The sequence below is a fragment of the Pseudomonas sp. LAP_36 genome, from assembly GCF_019456785.1.
Classification (GTDB): Bacteria; Pseudomonadota; Gammaproteobacteria; order Pseudomonadales; family Pseudomonadaceae; genus Aquipseudomonas; species Aquipseudomonas tritici.
On sequence record NZ_JAHZMS010000007.1, the window covers coordinates 248955 to 267576 of the forward strand.

Genomic DNA, 18622 nt, shown 5'->3' on the forward strand with positions numbered 1-18622 from the left:
TTCCACCCTATCGGTTGCTGACTTCGCTCAGGTTGTTCTGAGTGGACGCGCCGATGCCGACGATCGTGGCGGAAGGGATCAACTGGCTGATAAAGCGGTTCCAGCGCGTGATATTGGCGGGGCCGACAAACACGACATCCTGAGGCTGCACCTCAAAGCGCGTGGCCAGGGCCATGGCCGAAGGAGAAGCCGCTTCCAGCTGGAACACCTTGGCCGGCTCTGCCGCGATATTCTGCGCGCCGCGGATCACATAGATGGCGTCGGCGTTGGAGGTGTTCTGGTTGACCCCACCCACCGAGCCGAGCACGTCGGAAAGGTTCATGCTGCGGGTCTTGAAGCTCAGCGCACGCGGCTGCATGACCTCGCCCATCACATAGATGCGTTTGCGGTCGTTGTAGGCCAGGTACAGCTGGTCGCCGTCCTTGAGGTAAATGTCGTTCAAGCGCGACTGCTCCAGGTTGAGCGTGTCGAGGTCCAGGGTGTAGCGCTTGCCGCCACGGGTGAGCGTCAGGTTCGACAGGTCGGCATTCAGCGGGTCGATCCCCGACGTGGAGACAGCCTCCATCACACTCATCGGGATGGTGGTGATCGGCAGCGGCCCCGCCTTGGCGACAGCGCCAGTCACCACCACGCGCTGGCTGGCAAAACGCAGCACGCTGACGTCTACCTGTGGGCTGTCGATGTATTGGCGCAACTTGTCAGTGATCTCATTGCGCAGCGCTTCAATCGAACGCCCCTTGGCGACCAGCGGACCCACATAGGGGTAAAACAGTTTGCCGTCGGGGTTGACCAGCCGCCCGTTGGCGTCGATCTGCTGCTGTGGACCGGAAGGTGCGGTGAGTTCAGGGTGATCCCACACGGTGATATACAGCGCGTCATTGGCGCCGATCAAATAGGGGCCAGGCTTATAACTTAATAGTTCCGCTGGTATGGAATAAGGCACTTGGGTTGCCGCGTCCATGGCGAGCAACTTTGGCGTGATAGGAATTAAATCCACCCGACTGTTTTCAGCCCCGCCCTCCTCGGTCAACGCCGCGGTATCCATATATTGGCCTGGGGCAAACATGCAGCCTTGCAACAATGCAGCGGCCACGGCCGCAACAGAAAAAATACGCATCATAGTGCTAGGACACTCGCGATAAACGACAAGAAAAAAAGACCACTTGGGCGGGGAATCCAAGCGGTCCAAAAGCGGAAGGCTTACAACTAGTTGCCGGTACCTGTGGTGCCGGTCGTGCCAGTGGTACCCGTGGTGGTGCCGCCGTTGGAACTGCCGCCGCTGCTGGATGCAGCGGCAACGCCGGCAACAAGGGCGCTGCCGACCAGCAGGGTTTCCCCTACTGTCACAGACCCCACCACGGCGGTGTCGAGCCCCAACGGCAACTCGGCAGCCAACGCGGACGTACTCAAGACACTGAGCATAATAATAGCCAGTGATTTCCTCATAACAGACTCCTTATCGTCAGTGAGTAGTCAGGCCGATAGTGCCACCCAACTAAACAGCACACCAGACAGGTAAGATTTAACGTGATTAGTTGAAAATAACGTTTTCCCGGCGAAGTGCCCGGCCGCCCCTGCATTGAGTGCTATTGAAGTTGTATAAAACGTTATTAATTGTCGGAAACTTCAGGTCCGTCCGTACTTATCTTCAAAACGCACAATGTCGTCTTCACCCAGGTAGGAGCCCGACTGCACTTCAATCAACTCCAACGGGATCACCCCCGGATTTTCCAGCGCGTGCACCTGGCCAATGGGGATATAGGTCGACTGGTTTTCCGAGACCAGGTAAGTCTGCTCGCCATTGGTAACCCGAGCCGTGCCGCTGACCACGATCCAGTGCTCAGCACGGTGGTGATGCATCTGCACCGACAGCTTGGCCCCCGGCTTCACGGTGATGCGCTTGACCTGGTAACGCTGGCCGTTATCCACCGAGTCATACATGCCCCACGGCCGATACACCTCACGGTGGTTGAGGTGTTCATGCCGCCCGGCCAGCTTGAGCTGGTCGACGATGCCTTTGACCTGCTGCACCTGGTCCTTGTGGGCCACCAGCACGGCATCCTTGGTCTCGACGATGATCAGGTCCTGCACGCCAACCGTGGCGACCAATCGACTGTCGGCGTGGACATAGGTGTTGTGGCTATCCAGCAGCAACCCATCGCCGCGCAACACATTGCCGCAGGCGTCTTTTGCACTGGCCTCCCACAACGCCGACCATGAGCCAATATCGCTCCAGCCCGCCTGCAACGGCACCATCACCGCGTCACTGGTTTTTTCCATGACGGCGTAGTCGATGGAGTCGTCCGGGCACGTGGCAAAGGTCGCGGCATGCACACGGGTAAACGGCAGGTCCTGGCTACCGCCCTCCAGTGCCACGCGGCAGGCTTCGAGAATCGCCGGCTGGAAGTGTTCGAGCTCCTCTAGGTAGCGGCTGGCGCGAAACATGAACATGCCGCTGTTCCAGTAATGCTCACCGCCGGCCACATACTGCGCCGCCGTGGCCGCGTCCGGCTTCTCGACGAAGCGCTTGACCCGATAACCGCCCTCGCCCACCCCAGCACCTTGCTCGATATAGCCGTAGCCGGTATGCGCGCTGGTGGGCGTGATGCCGAAGGTCACCAGCTTGCCGTCCCTGGCCAGCGGCAGTGCCACTTCCAGGCTGGCATGAAACGCCGGGATGTCTTCGATCAAATGGTCTGCCGCCAGCACGAGCAGGATCGGGTCCTCGGCCTCGGCGACGGCCTTGCACGCCGCCAGGGCGATGGCTGGCGCCGTGTTTCGCCCCACGGGCTCGAGCAGGATGCTCGCCTGTTCCATGCCCAGCTGGCGCAATTGCTCGGCCACCAGAAAGCGGTGTTGTTCGTTGCAGATCAGCTGCGGCAACGCCACGTTGGCACCAGCAAGTCGCGTGATGGTCTGCTGCAGCATCGACAGGTGCGCGTCGGTCAGGCGCAGGAACTGCTTGGGGTTCAGTTGCCGCGAGAGCGGCCACAGGCGCGACCCCGAACCGCCTGCCATGATCACGGGTATTAACATGAGAGCATCCTTGGGACAGAGATTCAGAAGTAGGCACGGGTGTGTTTATGCACTCGCGGACTGAAGCGCAGCTCATCCTGCGGCCACCAGCGGTAATGCTGGTGTTGCTCGACAGGTGGCTGCAGCGTTGGGTCGTCGTCAAGCTCCAGGCAATAGCTGAGCACCACGTAGTGGGTGTCCGGCCCGGCCCCGGCGTTGGCGAAGACACTGTCATCGTAAAAGTGCTCGAACACCCCCAGCAGCCGTGCACTGGCGCGCTCGAATGTGCGCCCCAACTCATCCAGGGTGATGCGCCGGAAAGCGCTGTCCAGGCTTTCGTTTTTCTGGATGCGCCCACCGGGCACGAACCAGAAACCATAGGCCGGCCGGTTGACGCGCAGGCCGAGAAAAACATCGCCACGGCGGTTTCTCACCACCAGGTCGATCGCCACTAATGGCGTCGATGCCACGACCGTTTGGAAGGTCGATAAATCAAGCCACATACCATCAAACCTGTGCCAGAAAGCGTTGCAGAATGCGTTCCTTGTCGAGGAACTCCTTGGCGTAGTTCAACGCCACCTCATTGCGCGCGGGCAAGGCCAGCACCCGCTCGATTCCTGCGTTCAGCGCCGCGACGGATTCCGGCTCGATCAACACCGCAATGCCCGTGTGTTCCTGGCACAGGCGGCCGAGTGTGGTGTCTGGGTCGGCGGTGATAATTGCATTGCCACCCACCGCCAGGATGTTGGTGAGCTTGGACGGCAACACCGCGTCCGCCACTCCGCGCTTCTGGATCACCAGGTGCGCATCGGCCGAGGCCAGCAGCGCCGGTAAATCCTCGTAGGCCTGCAACGGCGCGAACAGCACATTGCGCAGGCCATCGCGCTGCACCCGTTCGAGCAAGCGCGCCTTGCCGGTGCCCTGGCCGACGACCAGAAATACCAGCTCCGGGCGATCGGCATGGGCCTGGGCGGCGTCAAGGATCAGCTCCAAGCCCTGCTTCTCACCGATGTTGCCGGAGTACAACAACACCCGTGCTCCCGGCGGCACACCCAGGCGCTCAACCAAAGCGTGGCTGTGCGCTACTTGGCGAAAACGCGAGGTTTCCGACCAATTGGGAAAAAACAGCAGGCGCTTGCTGTTCACACCTTTGCCACGGGCCTTGTCGAGCATGCCGCTGGAAATCGTCGAGACCCGATCAAAACGTCGCAGCAACCAGCGCTCGATCCCAAACGCCAGGCGCCGCAACAAGGAACCGCCGCCGATGCCCAGGCCGAACATCGCATCCACTTCATAATCCTGGATATGCAACACCGACCGTGCACCGCTGAGCTTGGCCAGCAATAACGCTTGGGGCGCGCACAACAGCGTGGGCACCACCAGCATCACCAGGTCGGGTTTCCAGCGCAGTTGCCCCAGCACCGCCAGAAACGAGCTGGCGGAAAAGCTCAGCAGGTGCAGCAGGCGGGTCAACGCGGTGGGCTGGCGCGGCACATACAGTGGGCAGCGAATCACCGTCACGCCCGCGTCCTGCTCGGTGCGAAAGCGCCACGGCGAATACCCTTCGCCCACCTGCCACTGTGGGTAATACGGTGGCGCCGTCACCACTCGCACCTCATGCCCCTGCTCGGCCAACCAGCGTGCCTGTTCACCGCTGTACTTGCCGATACCGGTGAGTTCCGGGCTGTAATTGATGCCATACAGAAGGATTTTCATCACTGGCCCCGAGGCTGTTCGAGGGCCGCGAGATAAGCGTTGTAGGCGTCGCGCAAGCCCTCCTCCAGCGGCACGTAGGCCTTCCAGCCAAGGGCATTGATACGGCTCACATCCAGCAACTTGCGTGGCGCGCCATCGGGCTTGCTGGCGTCGAAGCGCAAACGCCCCTGGAAGCCGGTCACGCGTACCAGGGCCTGGGCCAGTTCGGCGATGGTGCAATCCATTCCGGTGCCGACGTTCAGGTGCGAGCACATTGGCTGGGTCTGCTCGCGGTAACGCGCGGCGTCGAGTTCCATGACATGCACGCTGGCCGCCGCCATGTCATCCACATGTAAAAACTCACGTCGCGGCCGGCCACTGCCCCAGATCACCACCTCCTCATCACCGCGCTGGGTCGCCTCATGGAAACGCCGCAACAAGGCTGCGATGACATGGCTGTTTTCCGGGTGATAGTTATCGCCCGGCCCGTACAGGTTGGTCGGCATCACACTGCGGTAATCGCGGCCATGCTGGCGGTTGTAGCTCTCGCACAGCTTGATCCCGGCAATCTTGGCCACCGCATAAGGCTCGTTGGTGGGTTCCAGCGCGCCATCTAACAACACCGCCTCGATCATCGGTTGCGGCGCATGCACCGGGTAAATGCACGACGAACCGAGGAACAACAGGTGCTGCACGCCATGGCTGTGGGCGGCATGGATCACGTTGGCCTGGATCATCAGGTTCTGGTAGATGAAATCCGCCGGGTAAGTCGCGTTGGCATGAATCCCGCCCACCTTGGCAGCCGCCAGGTACACCTGGTCCACACGCTGCTTGGCGAAATACGCCTGCACCGCCGCCGGGTCGAGCAGGTCCAGCTCATTGCGGCCGGCGGTGAGGATCTGCGTATACCCCAGCGCCCACAGCCGGCGCACGATGGCCGAGCCGACCATGCCACGATGGCCGGCGACAAAGATCCGCGCATCAAGATCACGTGCCATGCTCAGTTCTCCACGGCAATCGGTGCGTCATGCCCGTGCAGGCGCAACAAGGCGTGGCGCCGGGCGATCTTCAGGTCTTCGCGGACCATCTCCGCGCACATTTCCTGCGCCGTGATCTCAGGCACCCAACCGAGCGAGCGTTTGGCCTTGGACGGGTCACCGAGCAGCGTCTCGACTTCTGCCGGGCGGAAGTAACGCGGGTCGACGCGCACAATCACATCGCCCACCAGGATGCCCGGCGCCAGGTCGCCGGCAATGTGCTCGACCACCGCCACCTCGTCCACGCCCTCACCGACAAAGCGCAAGCCCAGTCCCAGTTCCGCCGCCGACCAGCGAATAAAATCACGCACCGAATACTGCACGCCGGTGGCGATCACAAAGTCCTCGGGGCTGTCCTGTTGCAGCATCATCCACTGCATGCGCACGTAATCCTTGGCATGCCCCCAATCCCGCAGGGCATCCATGTTGCCCATGTACAGGCACGGCTCCAGGCCCAGGGCGATGTTGGCCAGGGCGCGGGTGATCTTGCGTGTCACGAAGGTCTCACCGCGACGCGGCGACTCGTGGTTGAACAGGATCCCGTTGCACGCATACAGCCCATAGGCCTCGCGGAAATTCACGGTGATCCAGTAGGCGTACAGCTTGGCCACGGCATAGGGCGAACGCGGGTAGAACGGCGTGGTTTCCTTCTGCGGGGTCTCCTGCACCAGCCCGTATAATTCGGAGGTCGAGGCCTGGTAGAAACGGGTCTTCTTTTCCAGGCCCAGCAGACGGATCGCTTCGAGAATGCGCAAGGTGCCCAGGGCATCCACATCGGCGGTGTATTCCGGCGAATCAAAGCTCACCGCCACGTGGGATTGCGCGCCGAGGTTGTAGATTTCGTCGGGCTGGATCTGCTGGATGATGCGCGTCAGGTTCGACGAATCCGCCAGGTCGCCATAGTGCAGGATCAGGTTTTTATGCAGGGCCTGCGGGTCCTGGTAAATGTGATCGATACGCTGCGTATTGAACGACGAAGAACGTCGCTTGAGGCCGTGCACGGTATAGCCTTTTTCCAGCAGCAGTTCCGCCAGATACGAGCCATCCTGACCGGTAATTCCGGTGATAAGCGCGACTTTATTCATGTCTGTCTCCCAATTGATAGGCGAGCGAAGGCCGACACCCAAACTTGGGTGTTTGTTAAAAACGGTCAGTTACTTCGGTGTGGGCAGGTTCAAGTTATGTCCGGTCAACTTTGAAAGTTCCCGGACAATGGCGTCCTTATCGTTTAAATGAGCAATCGCGGTTTCCAGTTCGAGCACCTTGGCGCCCACCAGGAAGCGGTACCAATAGCCCTGCAGCAAGTGATAGACCAAGCCGCTGCGGCCATCGAGAAACCCCAGTTGGATGATGTAGCGCCACAAGAAATACGCCGTCGAACTCAGGGTGAACGGCACGCGGTTATACACACGGTTCTTGACCAGGCGCTTGGCCTTGGCCTGGAACGAACTCTGCCCCGTATGCAGCTCATCGCGGATCGCGAACAACCCGAGCCGTGCGTTAAGCACTTCAATCGCTTCACGGGTGGCGTAGCCGTTGTGCTTGTGGGTGAAGAACGTCAAGTCATGCAGGTTATGGTCGGCAAACCCACCCTCCAGGGTGATCGTGCGGCCCTCAGCCACCGAAATGTGCTCGTCCATCCAGCGGTCTTCCATGCGACCGAGGCCGGTGCGCCACAACCGCAGCATCTTCAGAGGGTAGCGCCCGCCATGGCGTACCCAGCGGCCCATGAAAATATGCTTGCGCTTGAAGTTGATGCCGGTGATATCACTGGCCAACGTCGGCAGCCGCGTGTTGATCTCGGCGGCAAGGTCAGCCTCAATGATTTCATCGGCGTCCAGGCGCAAGGTCCAATTACCGGTTATGGGCAAATGGTCCAGCGCCCACTGGAACTGCTTGGCCTGGTTGACGAAGGGGTGCTGCACCACCAGCGCGCCGTGGCGACGCGCGATGTCGCAGGTGTCGTCGGTGGAGAACGAATCCACCACCAGCACTTCATCACTGAAGGCCCGCACCGAATCGATGGCCCGGGCGATGTGCAGGCTTTCGTTGTAGGTGAGGATGATCACGCTGATGGTTTCGCGCTTCATATCAACCTCCGTGCAGTTGCAGGACTTCGGTGGTCAGCCTGCGTGGTGAACGCGCGGCGCGGAAATGGCTCTCCAGGGGTAGGCCCACGGCGATCATCATGATCAGCCGCTCGCTGGCAGGAATGGCGCCGATGCTGCGGATTTTCTTTTCCACCGAATTGAGGATCGCCAGGTTCAGCGGACACGCACCCAGACCGTTGGCGTGGCACGCCAACAAAAGCCCCATAGAAAACAGGGCGCCGTCGACGTAAAGCTGGTTGCGTTGGCCCGCACCGCCCCAGGCGGTGACTTCCGAAGTGACCACAAACAGGTTGTCCACCGACTGGGCAAAGCCGCGCGATCCACCTTGCAGCTCAAGCAATTGCGCGATCACTGCACGGTCCTGGTACACATGAACTCGCGATGATTGGCGATTGCACTGTGAGGGTGATGACTGCGCCAGCTCCACCAGCGAAGTCAGCAGGTGGCTGTCGATCTTGCCGGCCTGGAACATGCGGCAACTGGAGCGTGATTGCAGGAATGCCTTGGCATCAAGCCCATCACTGCCCGGCCACGGCGCGGCACGCTTGATGCCGCCCGTGCCAGGGGTACCGTCGCGTTTGAGGTGCTCTACATAGGCATCCAGGTAAAACACGAATTCGTCGCTCACGCCTAGAGTGCGGTGCAAGTCGAGGTAGCCCTGGAAAGCGCCAAGGGCCATCTCAAATGGCAACGCCGAATAGGTGCGATCGTATTCGTTGAGCATATGGATGATGCCGTTGATCTTGTCCTTACCGAATAGCGGTTTGGGCTCCTTGAGGGACAAGCCTTTTTCCACGGTGTGGGTTTCGATCAGGATCTTGTAGAACAGCTTCTTGTTGCGGCTCTCCAGCGGCGAGTAACCGTTGTGGCGAATAAACATGAGCATGTCGCGAAAGAATTCGCTGACGAAAAACATCAACTTCCACGCCTTATCCATCATGCGTTTCAACTGTTTCATAGTGTGATGTCTCTCGGTTTGAGGGGTCGGCACGGCGCACCAACGCAAATCATCCAGGCCGGCAGGTTGGCGATGACTACTGATCGCGCGCCCACCACGCAGCCCTCCTCCAGCACGCAGCCGGGATGGATAAAGGATTCGGCAGCCACCCACACGTGGTCCTTGATCAGGATTTCGCGCGTCACCAAGGGCCGCAGCAGGCTGCGGGTATCGTGGGTGCCTGTGCACAGGAAGCTGCGCTGGCTGATGGCGACCTTCGAACCCAGGGTGATCCTGGCCATGGCGTACACATCCACGCCGTCAGCAATGGCGGTGTAATCGCCGATCTCCAGATTCCACGGGGCCCAGATGCTGCACGTAGGCGCAATCCGGCAACCCACGCCGACCTTGGCGCCAAAGCGACGCAGTAACCAACTGCGCCAGCCGTGCAGCATCCAGCGCGGTGTGGGGCGAAACAGCAGTTGATAGACGACGCCCCACAACAGGCGCCGGGCCTTGTTGCTACGGGGCAAGGTGTCGACATACTTGAGTTGGGCAAAATCGCTCATGAGTGCAGCGCCGCCAGTTGTTCCAACAGGTAGCGCTCGCCGACTTGCTGCAAGGCCTGGCGCCGTGCACGCACCGCCACCCAATCAATCGGCACCGTGATCAGGGCCTGAACCTGGTCGACGTTGTCCGCCGGTAGAAAGCGTTGCGACAGTTCCAGCTTCTCCAGCAAGTTACGCACCCGGGCATTCAGCGAGGCTTTGTTACCCGGCAACCCCACAGCAATAAAGGGCTTCTCAAAAATGATCGAGAACACCGTCGCATGAAAGGAATTGGTCACCACGTAGGCCGACTCCTTGAGCAACTTGAGCCAATCCTGGGGGCCGACCTGCACGGTCTCGCCGATCTGCCGCCAACGGCGGTGCGCGTTGTACGGCGAAACGATCGGCCCGGCTACATGCTGGGACAGCGCATGGGCCACTTCGCGCACGCCCACGCCCGTGCGCAGGGCGTAGCAGAACACGTGGCCAGTGCGGGTCTGAGTGGCCGTGGCGAGCAGCGCTGAATAATCACGGTGCAGCAATGTCGGGTCGGGTACGCATTGGGCGGTGAGCCCGCTGACCTGTTGCACAATGCCCACCCCGCTCTCTTCGCGCACGCTGATCGCTGACAGTTGTTTGAGCAGGCCTTCGGCCCGGGCGTGGTACTCGGGCTCCAAGTACTCCTTGCCGAAACTGGCGGCGTAGGAGATGCGCCGAATCGTCTTGTCGCAATCGAACGCCAGGAAGTACGCCGGATCCAGACCAGTCTGGCCCGAGGGGTTCCAGATCTGGTCACTGCCCGCCACCAGCAACTGCTGACCGGCGACGGCCTGGTTGAGCTGGTCGGCATGGGCGTAGCGCGGCTCCTGGATATTCAGGAAACGCGCTTTGAACGCCTGGAATTGGCGGGATTGGGCATTCGGCCCCAGCACCTGGGTTTTCAAGGCCAGGGCCTTGAGGTAAACCGCCTTGAGATTGGCTTTGAGCTGGCGCGGGTTGAACAGCTGCCGGATCTCGCTGCCATCCTCGACATAGGCCGGATGGTAGTTGATCAGGCTCACCTGCAGGCCCTGTTGCTGTAGCCAGCGCTGCAAGGCATAGGCTTGCAGCACGGCGCCGAAGTTCTCGCTGAAATGGTAGGTCAGTATCCCGGCCCTGACGGGGCGTGCAGATGCGCTCATGATCCAGCCTGTCTTAATAAGGAATGTGTAGGGTGTGCCGGCAGGACAAAGGCCTGGCGCGCAGGCGCGGCTTTGTTGAGCAAGCCGATGAACATCGACCACACCAGCAAATAGCTGCCATCAAAGGTGGTGAAGAACTGGTAGCTGGTCTTGAACGAAAAAATCAGCAGGATCGCCACCACCGCCAGCGACACTGGGTTGCGCGGCAGGGTGCTGAACAGCAGGCAGAACAACGCCACACCGATCACCCCGAGCTTGGCGATTACCCCCCAATAACCGTTCTCAATGTCGAACTTGGAGTTCTCGAACCAGCGTTCATCGTTGGTGGGCACCCCTGGCGTCAACTGCTTGGCCAGGCCATTGCCGAGAAACACCGTGGCCGGGTTTTCCAGGAACGACTCCTTGGCATGGGCGATCTCGAACGCGCGGGTCACGTCCTCACCCTTCTCTTCAAACAGGTAAGTGGCAAAGCGCGACACCGCCAGGGGGCTGGCATAGAACGTCAAGGTGCCCAGGGCGCCGATGGCGACCACCAGCACCGCGAGGGATTTGAGCTTGCGTTGGGTAATGGCCGACAGCAGTATCATCACCGCCATCGCCGCGAGGATTGTCTTGGATCCAGCGGCCAGCAGCGTGACGGCAAGGATCAGCATCAAGCCGATCTTCCGCTGGCAGCAGGCATAGAAAAACAGCAACACCGCCGAGCTGGTGGGGAACAGCATGATGCGGCCCACCTCGTCGCTGGACTTGGAGGCGGCGTTGGTCAGGTCAATGCCAACCCCGTACAGGCTGACCTGCAGCAATTGGCCGAAGGCAAAGATATAGATGACCCGCTCGATGATCTGGCGGTAGTTGGAACGATGAGCCCGGGCAATTTTTTCTACATTGGCCAACACATAGCTGTAGCCGGCCAACAGCAGTACAAAATAGAAAAACGGAATGCCCGAACGCAGGAACTGATACAGGGAAATTTTCGCGCCGCTGCTGACCAATACCTGCAACACGCTGGAACCAATCACCAGTGTCAATAACGGCAACGCACGGGTAAAACCACGCGTCGCATAGACCACGAACGGCAGTAACAGCAGCAGCGCCAAGGGCTGCGACAGGTTGTTACTAAGCGCCAACGGCAAAGCGAAAAACGTCAGCGGTAGGTAAAGGGTCAGGCGCGCCTGGGATAGCATCATGGCCCTACCTTCCCTGCACGCAGCACCCGCAGGTAAACCAGCACCACCAGTTCCGGCAGAGAGAGCAGCAAAGAGGCGCCCAGCAGCGGATCAATGCGCTCCTTGCACGCCAGCCACAGCAGCAAGGCCACCGCGCTGCTCACCGCATAGATCAGCGAAGTGCGGGTGTGACGATTGGTCGAAATGAGCATGGCCGCGAGGATGAACCACGCCACATTCAAGATCGTGTGGGAGCCGATCAGCGCCAGGGACACGCGGTCGACCTGCACCAGTCCATGGCTCCACAGCAGGATGATCTGCGGCCCGGCCCAGATAACAGCGGCATACACCAGCACGCACAGGCCCAGCACCAATGAACTGGCGCGCTGGGTGAAACGCCGCGCCTGCTCGAACTGACCGCGCCCGGCCAGCCGCGAGATTTCCGGTGTAAGGGCATTGCTGCAGGTGATGCCCAGCTGAATGATCAGGCGCATCAGGGTGCGTGCCATGGTGTAACCCACCACCACGGCCGGGCCGGCGATCTGGTTGAGCACTTGCAGACCGCCTTGCAGGGTGATCGCCTGGGCCAGCGGGATCGCCGCGCTGCCCAGCGCCGGTTTCCAGATTCCCCGAAACTCGGCCCAGGAGGCCGACGCCAGGCCCAATAGCGGCCAAGGTGAAATATGCCGGACAAACAGGGTCACCAACACTAGGAACAGCACTTGGCTGAAAAACATGCCCTGCGCCAGTTGCAGCTCCGAGCCGCCGAGCAGCAGCACAACGATGGACAGCACAATATCCAAGGTCCTGCGGTTGGCCATGATAAAGACCCCGCCGACAGTCTTGTCGATAGTCCGGAACCAGGCGTCAATCGGCCCACCCAGCAGACGCGTGCACAGGTAGCCGGACATGAACAGCACCACCAGACTGGCCTGTTCGGGGACCAGGGTCTTAAGCTTGAGCAGCCCCACCCAGTCGACCCACTGCCCCACGGTCAGGGCGAACACCAGCACCCACGCGACCACCACCAGGGTAAACGCCAATGCGGTCTGCACACTGCGCCGCGCACCGGGCACATCGCCTTGGCTGGCGCGCAAGGTGGCGCTGGTGGCCGAGGCCTGGGCCACCCCCAAGTCGAGCAGGCTGAGCATCGACGGGATACCGGTGAGCACCAGCCAGTCGGCATAGCGCCCCGTGCCCCAGGCATGCAGGAAAAACGGTACCAGCACCAGTTGCGCCGCCAACGTCACCAATTGGGTGTAGCCATAACTCAGCACGTTGAGGCGAAAACGACGCGACAACGAACGGGGCATTTCAAGCACTTTGTTCATAGCTCATCAGGCCTTGTCGGACTGATAGGCATAGCTGTAATAGCCGTAGTCGCCGTAGCCGTAGCTGGCGGAACGACGTTTTTCCACGCCATTGAAGATCGCCCCTTTGAGCTCAATGCCGTTCTGGTGGAAGCGCCGCAGGGTCAGCTCGATTTCCTTCGCCGAGTTCACTCCAAATCGCGTCACCAACAGGCTGGTGCCCGCCTGGCGTCCGACAATCGCGGCGTCGGTTACGGCCAGCAGCGGCGGCGTATCGATGATCACCAACTCATAGTGTTCGCTGACCTCAGCCAGCAGAGCGGCAAAATTGGGGTGCATCAGTAGCTCGGACGGGTTCGGCGGAATCTGCCCACGTCCGATAAAGTCAAAACGCTCCACAGCCGTCGGATGAATCGCCTGCTGCAAATCGCACCGTTTGGCCAGCAGGTCGGACAAACCCTCTTCCACTGCCTTGCCAAGCATCTTATGCAAGTAGCCCTTGCGCATATCGGCGTCGATCAGCAGCACGCGCTGGCCCGACTGCGCGACAATCGCCGCCAGGTTGGCCGAGACAAATGTCTTGCCCACTTCGGGGCTGGGACCGGTGATCATCAATCGGTTGTTCTTGGCCTCGATCATGGCGAAGTGCAGGCTGGTGCGAAGGCTGCGCATGGCCTCCATCACCAAGTCGTGAGGGTGATTGAGCGCCAGCAACGACGGTGCGGCCGAGCGGCCTTTGGCTGCGTTGGTTTCCTCGGCCTTCTGCAACAGGCTGAAAGGAATCGAGGCGTACACAGGTAGCCCGAGTTTCTCGATGTCATCCGGGTTTTCCAGGCCTCGGTTGAGCAGGCTGCGCACCAGTACGAGGCCGACCGACAACATGCCGCCCAACACCATGGCGAGCAGCACCACGATGACTTTTCGCGGTTCTACGGGCTTGGCAAGGTTGGCGTCGGCGCTGTCGATCAAACGCACGTTGCCCACAGTCCCGGCACGCATCACGTCCAGCTCTTGGGAGCGGTTGAGCAACTGGGTGTAGATCTCTGTACCCACCTGCACATCCCGGGTCAGGCTGAGCAGTTCCTGCTGGGTGCTGGGCAAGCCTTCGACGCGCTTGGTCATCTGCGCTTGCTTGGCGTTGAGTTCAGCGAGCTTGGCGATCAACGCGCGATAGGCCGGGTGTTGCGGAGTGAACTTGCGGTCCATCTCGGCCTGTTGCAGCTTGAGCTCGGAGATGCCGGTGTCCAGGGCCACCACTTGGTCCAGCACGGCCTTGGCTTCGAGACTGATATCGATGGATTTGCTGCGAGTCTGAAAGCGGTTCAAGGCGTTTTCGGCCTTTTCCAAGTCGCGACGCACCTGGGGCAGTTGGTCGTTGAGGAACGACAGGCTTTGCGCCGCTTCGGCCGAGGTGCGGTCGACGTTTTGCTTCACATAGAGATTAGAGATTTCATTCAACGTGCGAATCGCCAACGCCGGACGCGTGCTCTCCAGGGACAGGCTGATGATCCCAGATTCCTTGCCGCGCTCAATCACTGTGAGCAGGTCCTGGTAGTCGGCCACGGTATCCAGCCGTGGCTTGCGCACAATTTTGAAGTGCGTGCCGGGGTTGGCGCGTAGCTCCTTGATCAGGACCTCGACACCGTCGGCGGCAAATGGCACACCGACGCGGCCTGCGGCGATCTGGTTGCCGTCCTCATCAAACAGCGTGTAGGCCTGGTCAGCGCCGGCGACCAGTATCAACTGGGTGCCCAGCAGCCCGGCAGGCAGGTTCAACGTGGTCAGCAACAGTTGCTCGCCACCGGCCGAGTAGCGGCTGAACCCAAACAGCGGCGGAGCAATATCGCCTTTGTGCTCCGGTGCGTAACGTCGTGCCAGGAAGCCGCCAATCAACGGAAAATGCTGCGCGGTGATGGTGATATCCAGCGCCAGGGTGTCCACGGTCTTACCGATGATGGTGCGCGACTTGATCAGCTCGATCTCGGTCACCGCCGGCGACTCTTTCCCCAGCAGGCTGCTGACATCGGAGAAACCGAGCATGTCGTTTTTTTTCGGTTCCACCTGGATCAACGCATTCGCCTGGTACACCGGCGCCGCCAGGATGGCGTAGGCCGCGCCGATCAGCATGCACGTGCCAGTAATCCCCGCGATCAGCCACTTATGATCGATCAGGGTGCCAAGCATGCCGAGCACATCGATCTCGTCACGGTGGGGGGTGTCCGGGGAGGCGTTCTGGGGTGAATACATAAATCGCGTCTTCGTCCTTGCAATCATTTAAAGAGGGAGCATCAGCGCGCCAAGCGCTGGGCCCAGGCCTGCGCGGCCTGTTCGATCAATGCATAGGCCTGCACAAAGGCAGGCTTGCCCTGGCGATAGGGGTCGGTGATCTCGCGGTCGTGCTGCCATTTGCCCAGCAGGAACACCTTGCCCCGTGCTTCAGGGGCCAGGTTGAGCACACCGTCAATGTGCCGTTGCTCCATCACAAGGATCAGGTCGGCTTCGCTCACCGCTTCAACGCTGAGTTGCCGCGCCTTGTGCACCAGGGGCACATGCCCATGCTCTTGCAACACTTGCCCCGCCAGCGGCTCCAGTGGGTGATCACGCAGTGCCGCCAGGCCGGCCGAGCTCACCCGGATCCCGGAAGGTGCAAGCGCGACGCCCAGCAAGTGTTCCGCCGTGGGGCTGCGGCAAATGTTGCCGATGCACACGATTAATATCTTTTTGAACAAGGCAACCTCCCACGCACCGCATGCTTATTCTTCGGCAAAAGAGACGACCTTATTAACTAACCAACAACTAACTTCCGAGTAATTATGACCACAGCTGATAAAGGGCGACCATCTATCGCGCAAGACAAAAAATAACAACAGTTGTATTAACCGACGAAAAATAACATTCCAGTACTTTTCCCCCTCTACATAATAAAGTGCCGCCTGACTGCAACAACGAAGGGACGGCCATGAACACTTCAAAGTTATTGGTAGAGCGTATTGGCCTATTTCCTTCTTCGGGAAATATTCATGTTGACGTGAATAACTCAACGCGCGTCGTCGAGCGCATGCAGCTGCTATATGGCGACAACTCGCTGGACAGCGATGAGTCCTGTTCCGGACTGTCCATGGTCTTTGCCGATTGGCGCTTCAAGTTGCAGGTCAGTGACGCATTGTCGGTGTGCCTGTGCGTGGAAAGCCGCGGCGACAGCCAGTTCATGCAGGTCAAGACCGCCGAGTTGCTGGCGAACATCTCCGGCACCGAGGAGCGGCCATGAGCCTGCTGGATGATGTGATCCGCAGCTATGCGCTGAGGAAACTCACGGGGATGTTCGAAGGCTTTGCCGAGCCGGCGATGGGCGCGCAGTATCGGCGCAATACCCAGGCCATCGGGCGCTGGCTTGAACAACTGCACGGCAGTTCCCCGCAGGAAGTCACCCATACGCTGTTCAAGCAGATGAAAGAGGCGCGGCGGCGCGGCGATGTGCGGCGCTTCAACGCGCAGACGGTGTTGCTGGAGCTTATGGTGGAAAGCAACCGGGCCTTGGACCTGGTGACTTACTCGGCCTTCCTGTGCGCCGCATCCGACCGCCAGGAAGGTTCTTGATGGGCGTGCTCGGCCCCCGACAGCGTGATTGCGACACGATTGAGCAGCAACTCGGCGTTGTACTTGGGCAACAGCGCACAGGCCAACAAGACCACCAACCCACCGCCGATAAACGAGGGGGATACCTCGACAGGGGTGGCTTCAATCCGCCAAAGAAACACGAGAGCCGCGCCCACACCCAGCACCGCGCCAGCCAAGGCTTCATTCAACGGATGGATATAAGGCGCGACGCAATAGGCACTGAACCACAGACTGGCCAATAACCCCGCCAGCGCCGCCGGCCAACGTAAAGCCGGGTTGAACTGGCGCTCCACCAGACTCGCGCCCACCGTGACCATCAGGCACGTGTTCATTGCATGGCCGCTTAATACGGCGATGTCCAAGTGTTGAAACGATAAGCCCCACCCCTTGAACAGCAACTTGCTGAGTGCAACCAGTGAGTAAGTGGCGCCGACGGTCAGCACCCAGGTCCGAAGTGCCCGAGGATTGGAATACCAGAGCCACACAGCAATGATTATCGCGGCCGGAACCATGACGGTGATGCCGCCATATTGCGCAAGTTCTGCCCGCATAAATCTCCTACCGTTGACGTGCCTGATTCGGCGCCTATCAGACCTCAGCCCAAGGCGAAATACAACGTTATCAATGGTCAGCCTTGCACTGCGCACCCTGCATAAAATGCGATTTACTGATAAAAATACAAAAACATGATTCTGTATTTTAATAATTAGAATAGAACCAAACGGCATTTTACATAGGCTGTTGCTGACCCTACCTTGGACGAGCATGACCGACCCCTACTCGGCGGAGGTGTTGATCCCTACTCGACAAGGACAGACCATGAGCATCGAATTCATCGGCTACATTGGCGGCCATCACGCTTCCGAGATTCACCCGCGCAGCGGCCCTACCCTGCAACCCGACTATGTCGAGACCGTGGCCCGCGCCCACGAAGACGCTGGCTTTGACCGCGCACTGGTAGCCTTCCATTCCAACAGCCCGGACAGCACGCTGATCGCCGCCCATGCCGCCAGCGTCACGAAGAAACTGCAGTTTCTCATCGCTCACCGCCCGGGCTTTGCCCAGCCGACCCTGGCGGCACGTCAATTCACCACGCTGGATGTGTTCAACGGCGGGCGCACGGCGGTGCACATCATCACGGGTGGCGACGACCGCGAACTGCGTGCCGATGGCAGCCATATCGGCAAGGACGAACGCTACGCACGTACCGACGAATACCTGAGCGTGGTGCGCCAGGAATGGACCAGCGAACAGCCCTTTGACTTTGAGGGCACCTACTATCAGGTCGAAGGCGCGCACTCCACAGTGAAGTCGCCGCAACAGCCGCATATTCCGCTGTATTTCGGCGGTTCTTCTGCAGCCGCGATTGCTGTCGCGGGCAAGCATGCCGATGTGTATGCGCTGTGGGGCGAAACCTACGAGCAGGTGCGCGAGACCGTGACCCAGGTTCGCGCTGAAGCGGCCAAGCATGGGCGCACGATTCGTTTCAGTTTGTCGTTGCGGCCGATTCTCGCCGAAACCGAAGCGCTGGCGTGGGCACGCGCCAACAGCATCTTGCAGCAGGCGACCGAGCTGGCAGAAAAAAATGGCTTTGTGCGGCGTGAACCGCCGAATGAAGGCTCACGCCGGTTGCTCGCGGCAGCCGCGCAGGGGTCACGCCTGGACAAGCGCTTGTGGACCGGGATTGCCGGGTTGCTGGGGGCGCAGGGCAACTCGACTTCGTTGGTGGGCACGGCCGAACAGGTCGCAGAAGCGCTGCTGGATTACTACGACCTGGGGATTACCACGTTCCTGATTCGCGGGTTTGATCCGCTCAACGATGCGATTGACTATGGCAAGCGCCTGATCCCCCTCACCCGCCAACTGATCGCAGAGCGCGAGCAGGCCCAGCAAGTCGCTTAATCAACACCACCACAAAACAGTGTGGGAACTGGCTTGCCTGCGATGCATACACCTCGGTGTTTCAGCGGTACCGAGTTGATGCTATCGCAGGCAAGCCAGCTC

General features: G+C 60.3%; 19 protein-coding genes. 3 read left to right on the forward strand and 16 right to left on the reverse strand.

The genetic code is table 11. The features are described from left to right. Positions 1 to 7: 7 nt before the first annotated feature. The 15 genes from JBO08_RS22010 to JBO08_RS22080 all read right to left on the reverse strand — a co-directional run bounded on the left by JBO08_RS22010 (position 8) and on the right by JBO08_RS22080 (position 15729). Positions 8 to 1120 (reverse strand): polysaccharide biosynthesis/export family protein, encoded by a 1113-nt coding sequence (locus tag JBO08_RS22010; RefSeq protein WP_065876058.1) that lies wholly within the window; start codon positions 1118 to 1120, stop codon positions 8 to 10. An 86-nt stretch (positions 1121 to 1206) separates the two neighbouring features. Then, positions 1207 to 1446 (reverse strand): hypothetical protein, encoded by a 240-nt coding sequence (locus JBO08_RS22015; protein WP_065881740.1) that lies wholly within the window; start codon positions 1444 to 1446, stop codon positions 1207 to 1209. Between the two features lie 180 nt (positions 1447 to 1626). Continuing rightward, entirely contained in the window at positions 1627 to 3036 is a 1410-nt protein-coding gene (locus JBO08_RS22020; RefSeq protein WP_220074944.1) for a mannose-1-phosphate guanylyltransferase/mannose-6-phosphate isomerase, read from the reverse strand. A gap of 23 nt (positions 3037 to 3059) precedes the next feature. Then, on the reverse strand, positions 3060 to 3518 hold the full coding sequence (locus JBO08_RS22025) for a GDP-mannose mannosyl hydrolase (protein WP_065876055.1): 459 nt from the start codon (positions 3516 to 3518) through the stop codon (positions 3060 to 3062). 4 nt (positions 3519 to 3522) lie between these two features. Continuing rightward, entirely contained in the window at positions 3523 to 4731 is a 1209-nt protein-coding gene (locus JBO08_RS22030) for a glycosyltransferase WbuB (RefSeq protein ID WP_065881743.1), read from the reverse strand. Continuing rightward, positions 4731 to 5708 carry a GDP-L-fucose synthase gene (locus tag JBO08_RS22035; protein ID WP_065891221.1) on the reverse strand — a complete coding sequence of 326 codons (978 nt, stop codon included), beginning with the start codon at positions 5706 to 5708 and terminating at the stop codon, positions 4731 to 4733. The genes JBO08_RS22030 and JBO08_RS22035 overlap by 1 nt, the downstream gene beginning before the upstream one ends. Before the next feature lie 2 nt (positions 5709 to 5710). Beyond that, positions 5711 to 6832: a GDP-mannose 4,6-dehydratase gene (gene gmd, locus JBO08_RS22040; RefSeq protein WP_065876052.1), complete on the reverse strand. Its 1122-nt coding sequence runs from the start codon at positions 6830 to 6832 to the stop codon at positions 5711 to 5713. Between the two features lie 69 nt (positions 6833 to 6901). Then, positions 6902 to 7837, reverse strand: a complete 936-nt coding sequence (locus JBO08_RS22045; RefSeq protein WP_065881748.1) for a glycosyltransferase family 2 protein — start codon at positions 7835 to 7837, stop codon at positions 6902 to 6904. Position 7838: 1 nt separating this feature from the next. Further along, positions 7839 to 8816, reverse strand: a complete 978-nt coding sequence (locus JBO08_RS22050) for a nitroreductase family protein (protein ID WP_065876050.1) — start codon at positions 8814 to 8816, stop codon at positions 7839 to 7841. Then, a complete protein-coding gene (locus JBO08_RS22055) occupies positions 8813 to 9364 on the reverse strand; it encodes an acetyltransferase (protein WP_065876049.1) in 552 nt (183 codons plus the stop codon). Before JBO08_RS22055 ends, JBO08_RS22050 begins: the two co-directional genes overlap by 4 nt. Next, on the reverse strand, positions 9361 to 10524 hold the full coding sequence (locus tag JBO08_RS22060; RefSeq protein WP_065876048.1) for a polysaccharide pyruvyl transferase family protein: 1164 nt from the start codon (positions 10522 to 10524) through the stop codon (positions 9361 to 9363). Before JBO08_RS22060 ends, JBO08_RS22055 begins: the two co-directional genes overlap by 4 nt. Beyond that, the gene (locus JBO08_RS22065) at positions 10521 to 11711 is read right to left on the reverse strand and encodes an O-antigen ligase family protein (RefSeq protein WP_220074945.1); all 1191 of its coding nucleotides are present in this window, start codon (positions 11709 to 11711) and stop codon (positions 10521 to 10523) included. The genes JBO08_RS22060 and JBO08_RS22065 overlap by 4 nt, the downstream gene beginning before the upstream one ends. Then, positions 11708 to 13003, reverse strand: a complete 1296-nt coding sequence (locus JBO08_RS22070) for a lipopolysaccharide biosynthesis protein (protein WP_220074946.1) — start codon at positions 13001 to 13003, stop codon at positions 11708 to 11710. Before JBO08_RS22070 ends, JBO08_RS22065 begins: the two co-directional genes overlap by 4 nt. 24 nt (positions 13004 to 13027) lie before the next feature. Continuing rightward, entirely contained in the window at positions 13028 to 15247 is a 2220-nt protein-coding gene (locus JBO08_RS22075) for a polysaccharide biosynthesis tyrosine autokinase (protein WP_065876045.1), read from the reverse strand. Between the two features lie 41 nt (positions 15248 to 15288). Next, positions 15289 to 15729 carry a low molecular weight protein-tyrosine-phosphatase gene (locus JBO08_RS22080; RefSeq protein WP_065876044.1) on the reverse strand — a complete coding sequence of 147 codons (441 nt, stop codon included), beginning with the start codon at positions 15727 to 15729 and terminating at the stop codon, positions 15289 to 15291. Between the two features lie 299 nt (positions 15730 to 16028). Here JBO08_RS22080 and JBO08_RS22085 point away from each other — a divergent pair, with 299 nt between their 5' ends. Continuing rightward, positions 16029 to 16268: a phosphomannomutase gene (locus JBO08_RS22085; RefSeq protein ID WP_256533248.1), complete on the forward strand. Its 240-nt coding sequence runs from the start codon at positions 16029 to 16031 to the stop codon at positions 16266 to 16268. Next, complete coding sequence (locus JBO08_RS22090; protein ID WP_065876042.1) at positions 16265 to 16597, forward strand: hypothetical protein; 333 nt, start codon at positions 16265 to 16267, stop codon at positions 16595 to 16597. The genes JBO08_RS22085 and JBO08_RS22090 overlap by 4 nt, the downstream gene beginning before the upstream one ends. Here JBO08_RS22090 and JBO08_RS22095 read toward each other — a convergent pair. Continuing rightward, positions 16549 to 17169 carry a hypothetical protein gene (locus JBO08_RS22095; protein WP_258407154.1) on the reverse strand — a complete coding sequence of 207 codons (621 nt, stop codon included), beginning with the start codon at positions 17167 to 17169 and terminating at the stop codon, positions 16549 to 16551. The two genes, JBO08_RS22090 and JBO08_RS22095, sit on opposite strands and share 49 nt — an antisense overlap. A gap of 268 nt (positions 17170 to 17437) precedes the next feature. Here JBO08_RS22095 and JBO08_RS22100 point away from each other — a divergent pair, with 268 nt between their 5' ends. Continuing rightward, complete coding sequence (locus JBO08_RS22100) at positions 17438 to 18520, forward strand: LLM class flavin-dependent oxidoreductase (protein ID WP_065881758.1); 1083 nt, start codon at positions 17438 to 17440, stop codon at positions 18518 to 18520. The last annotated feature ends 102 nt before the right edge of the window (positions 18521 to 18622 follow it).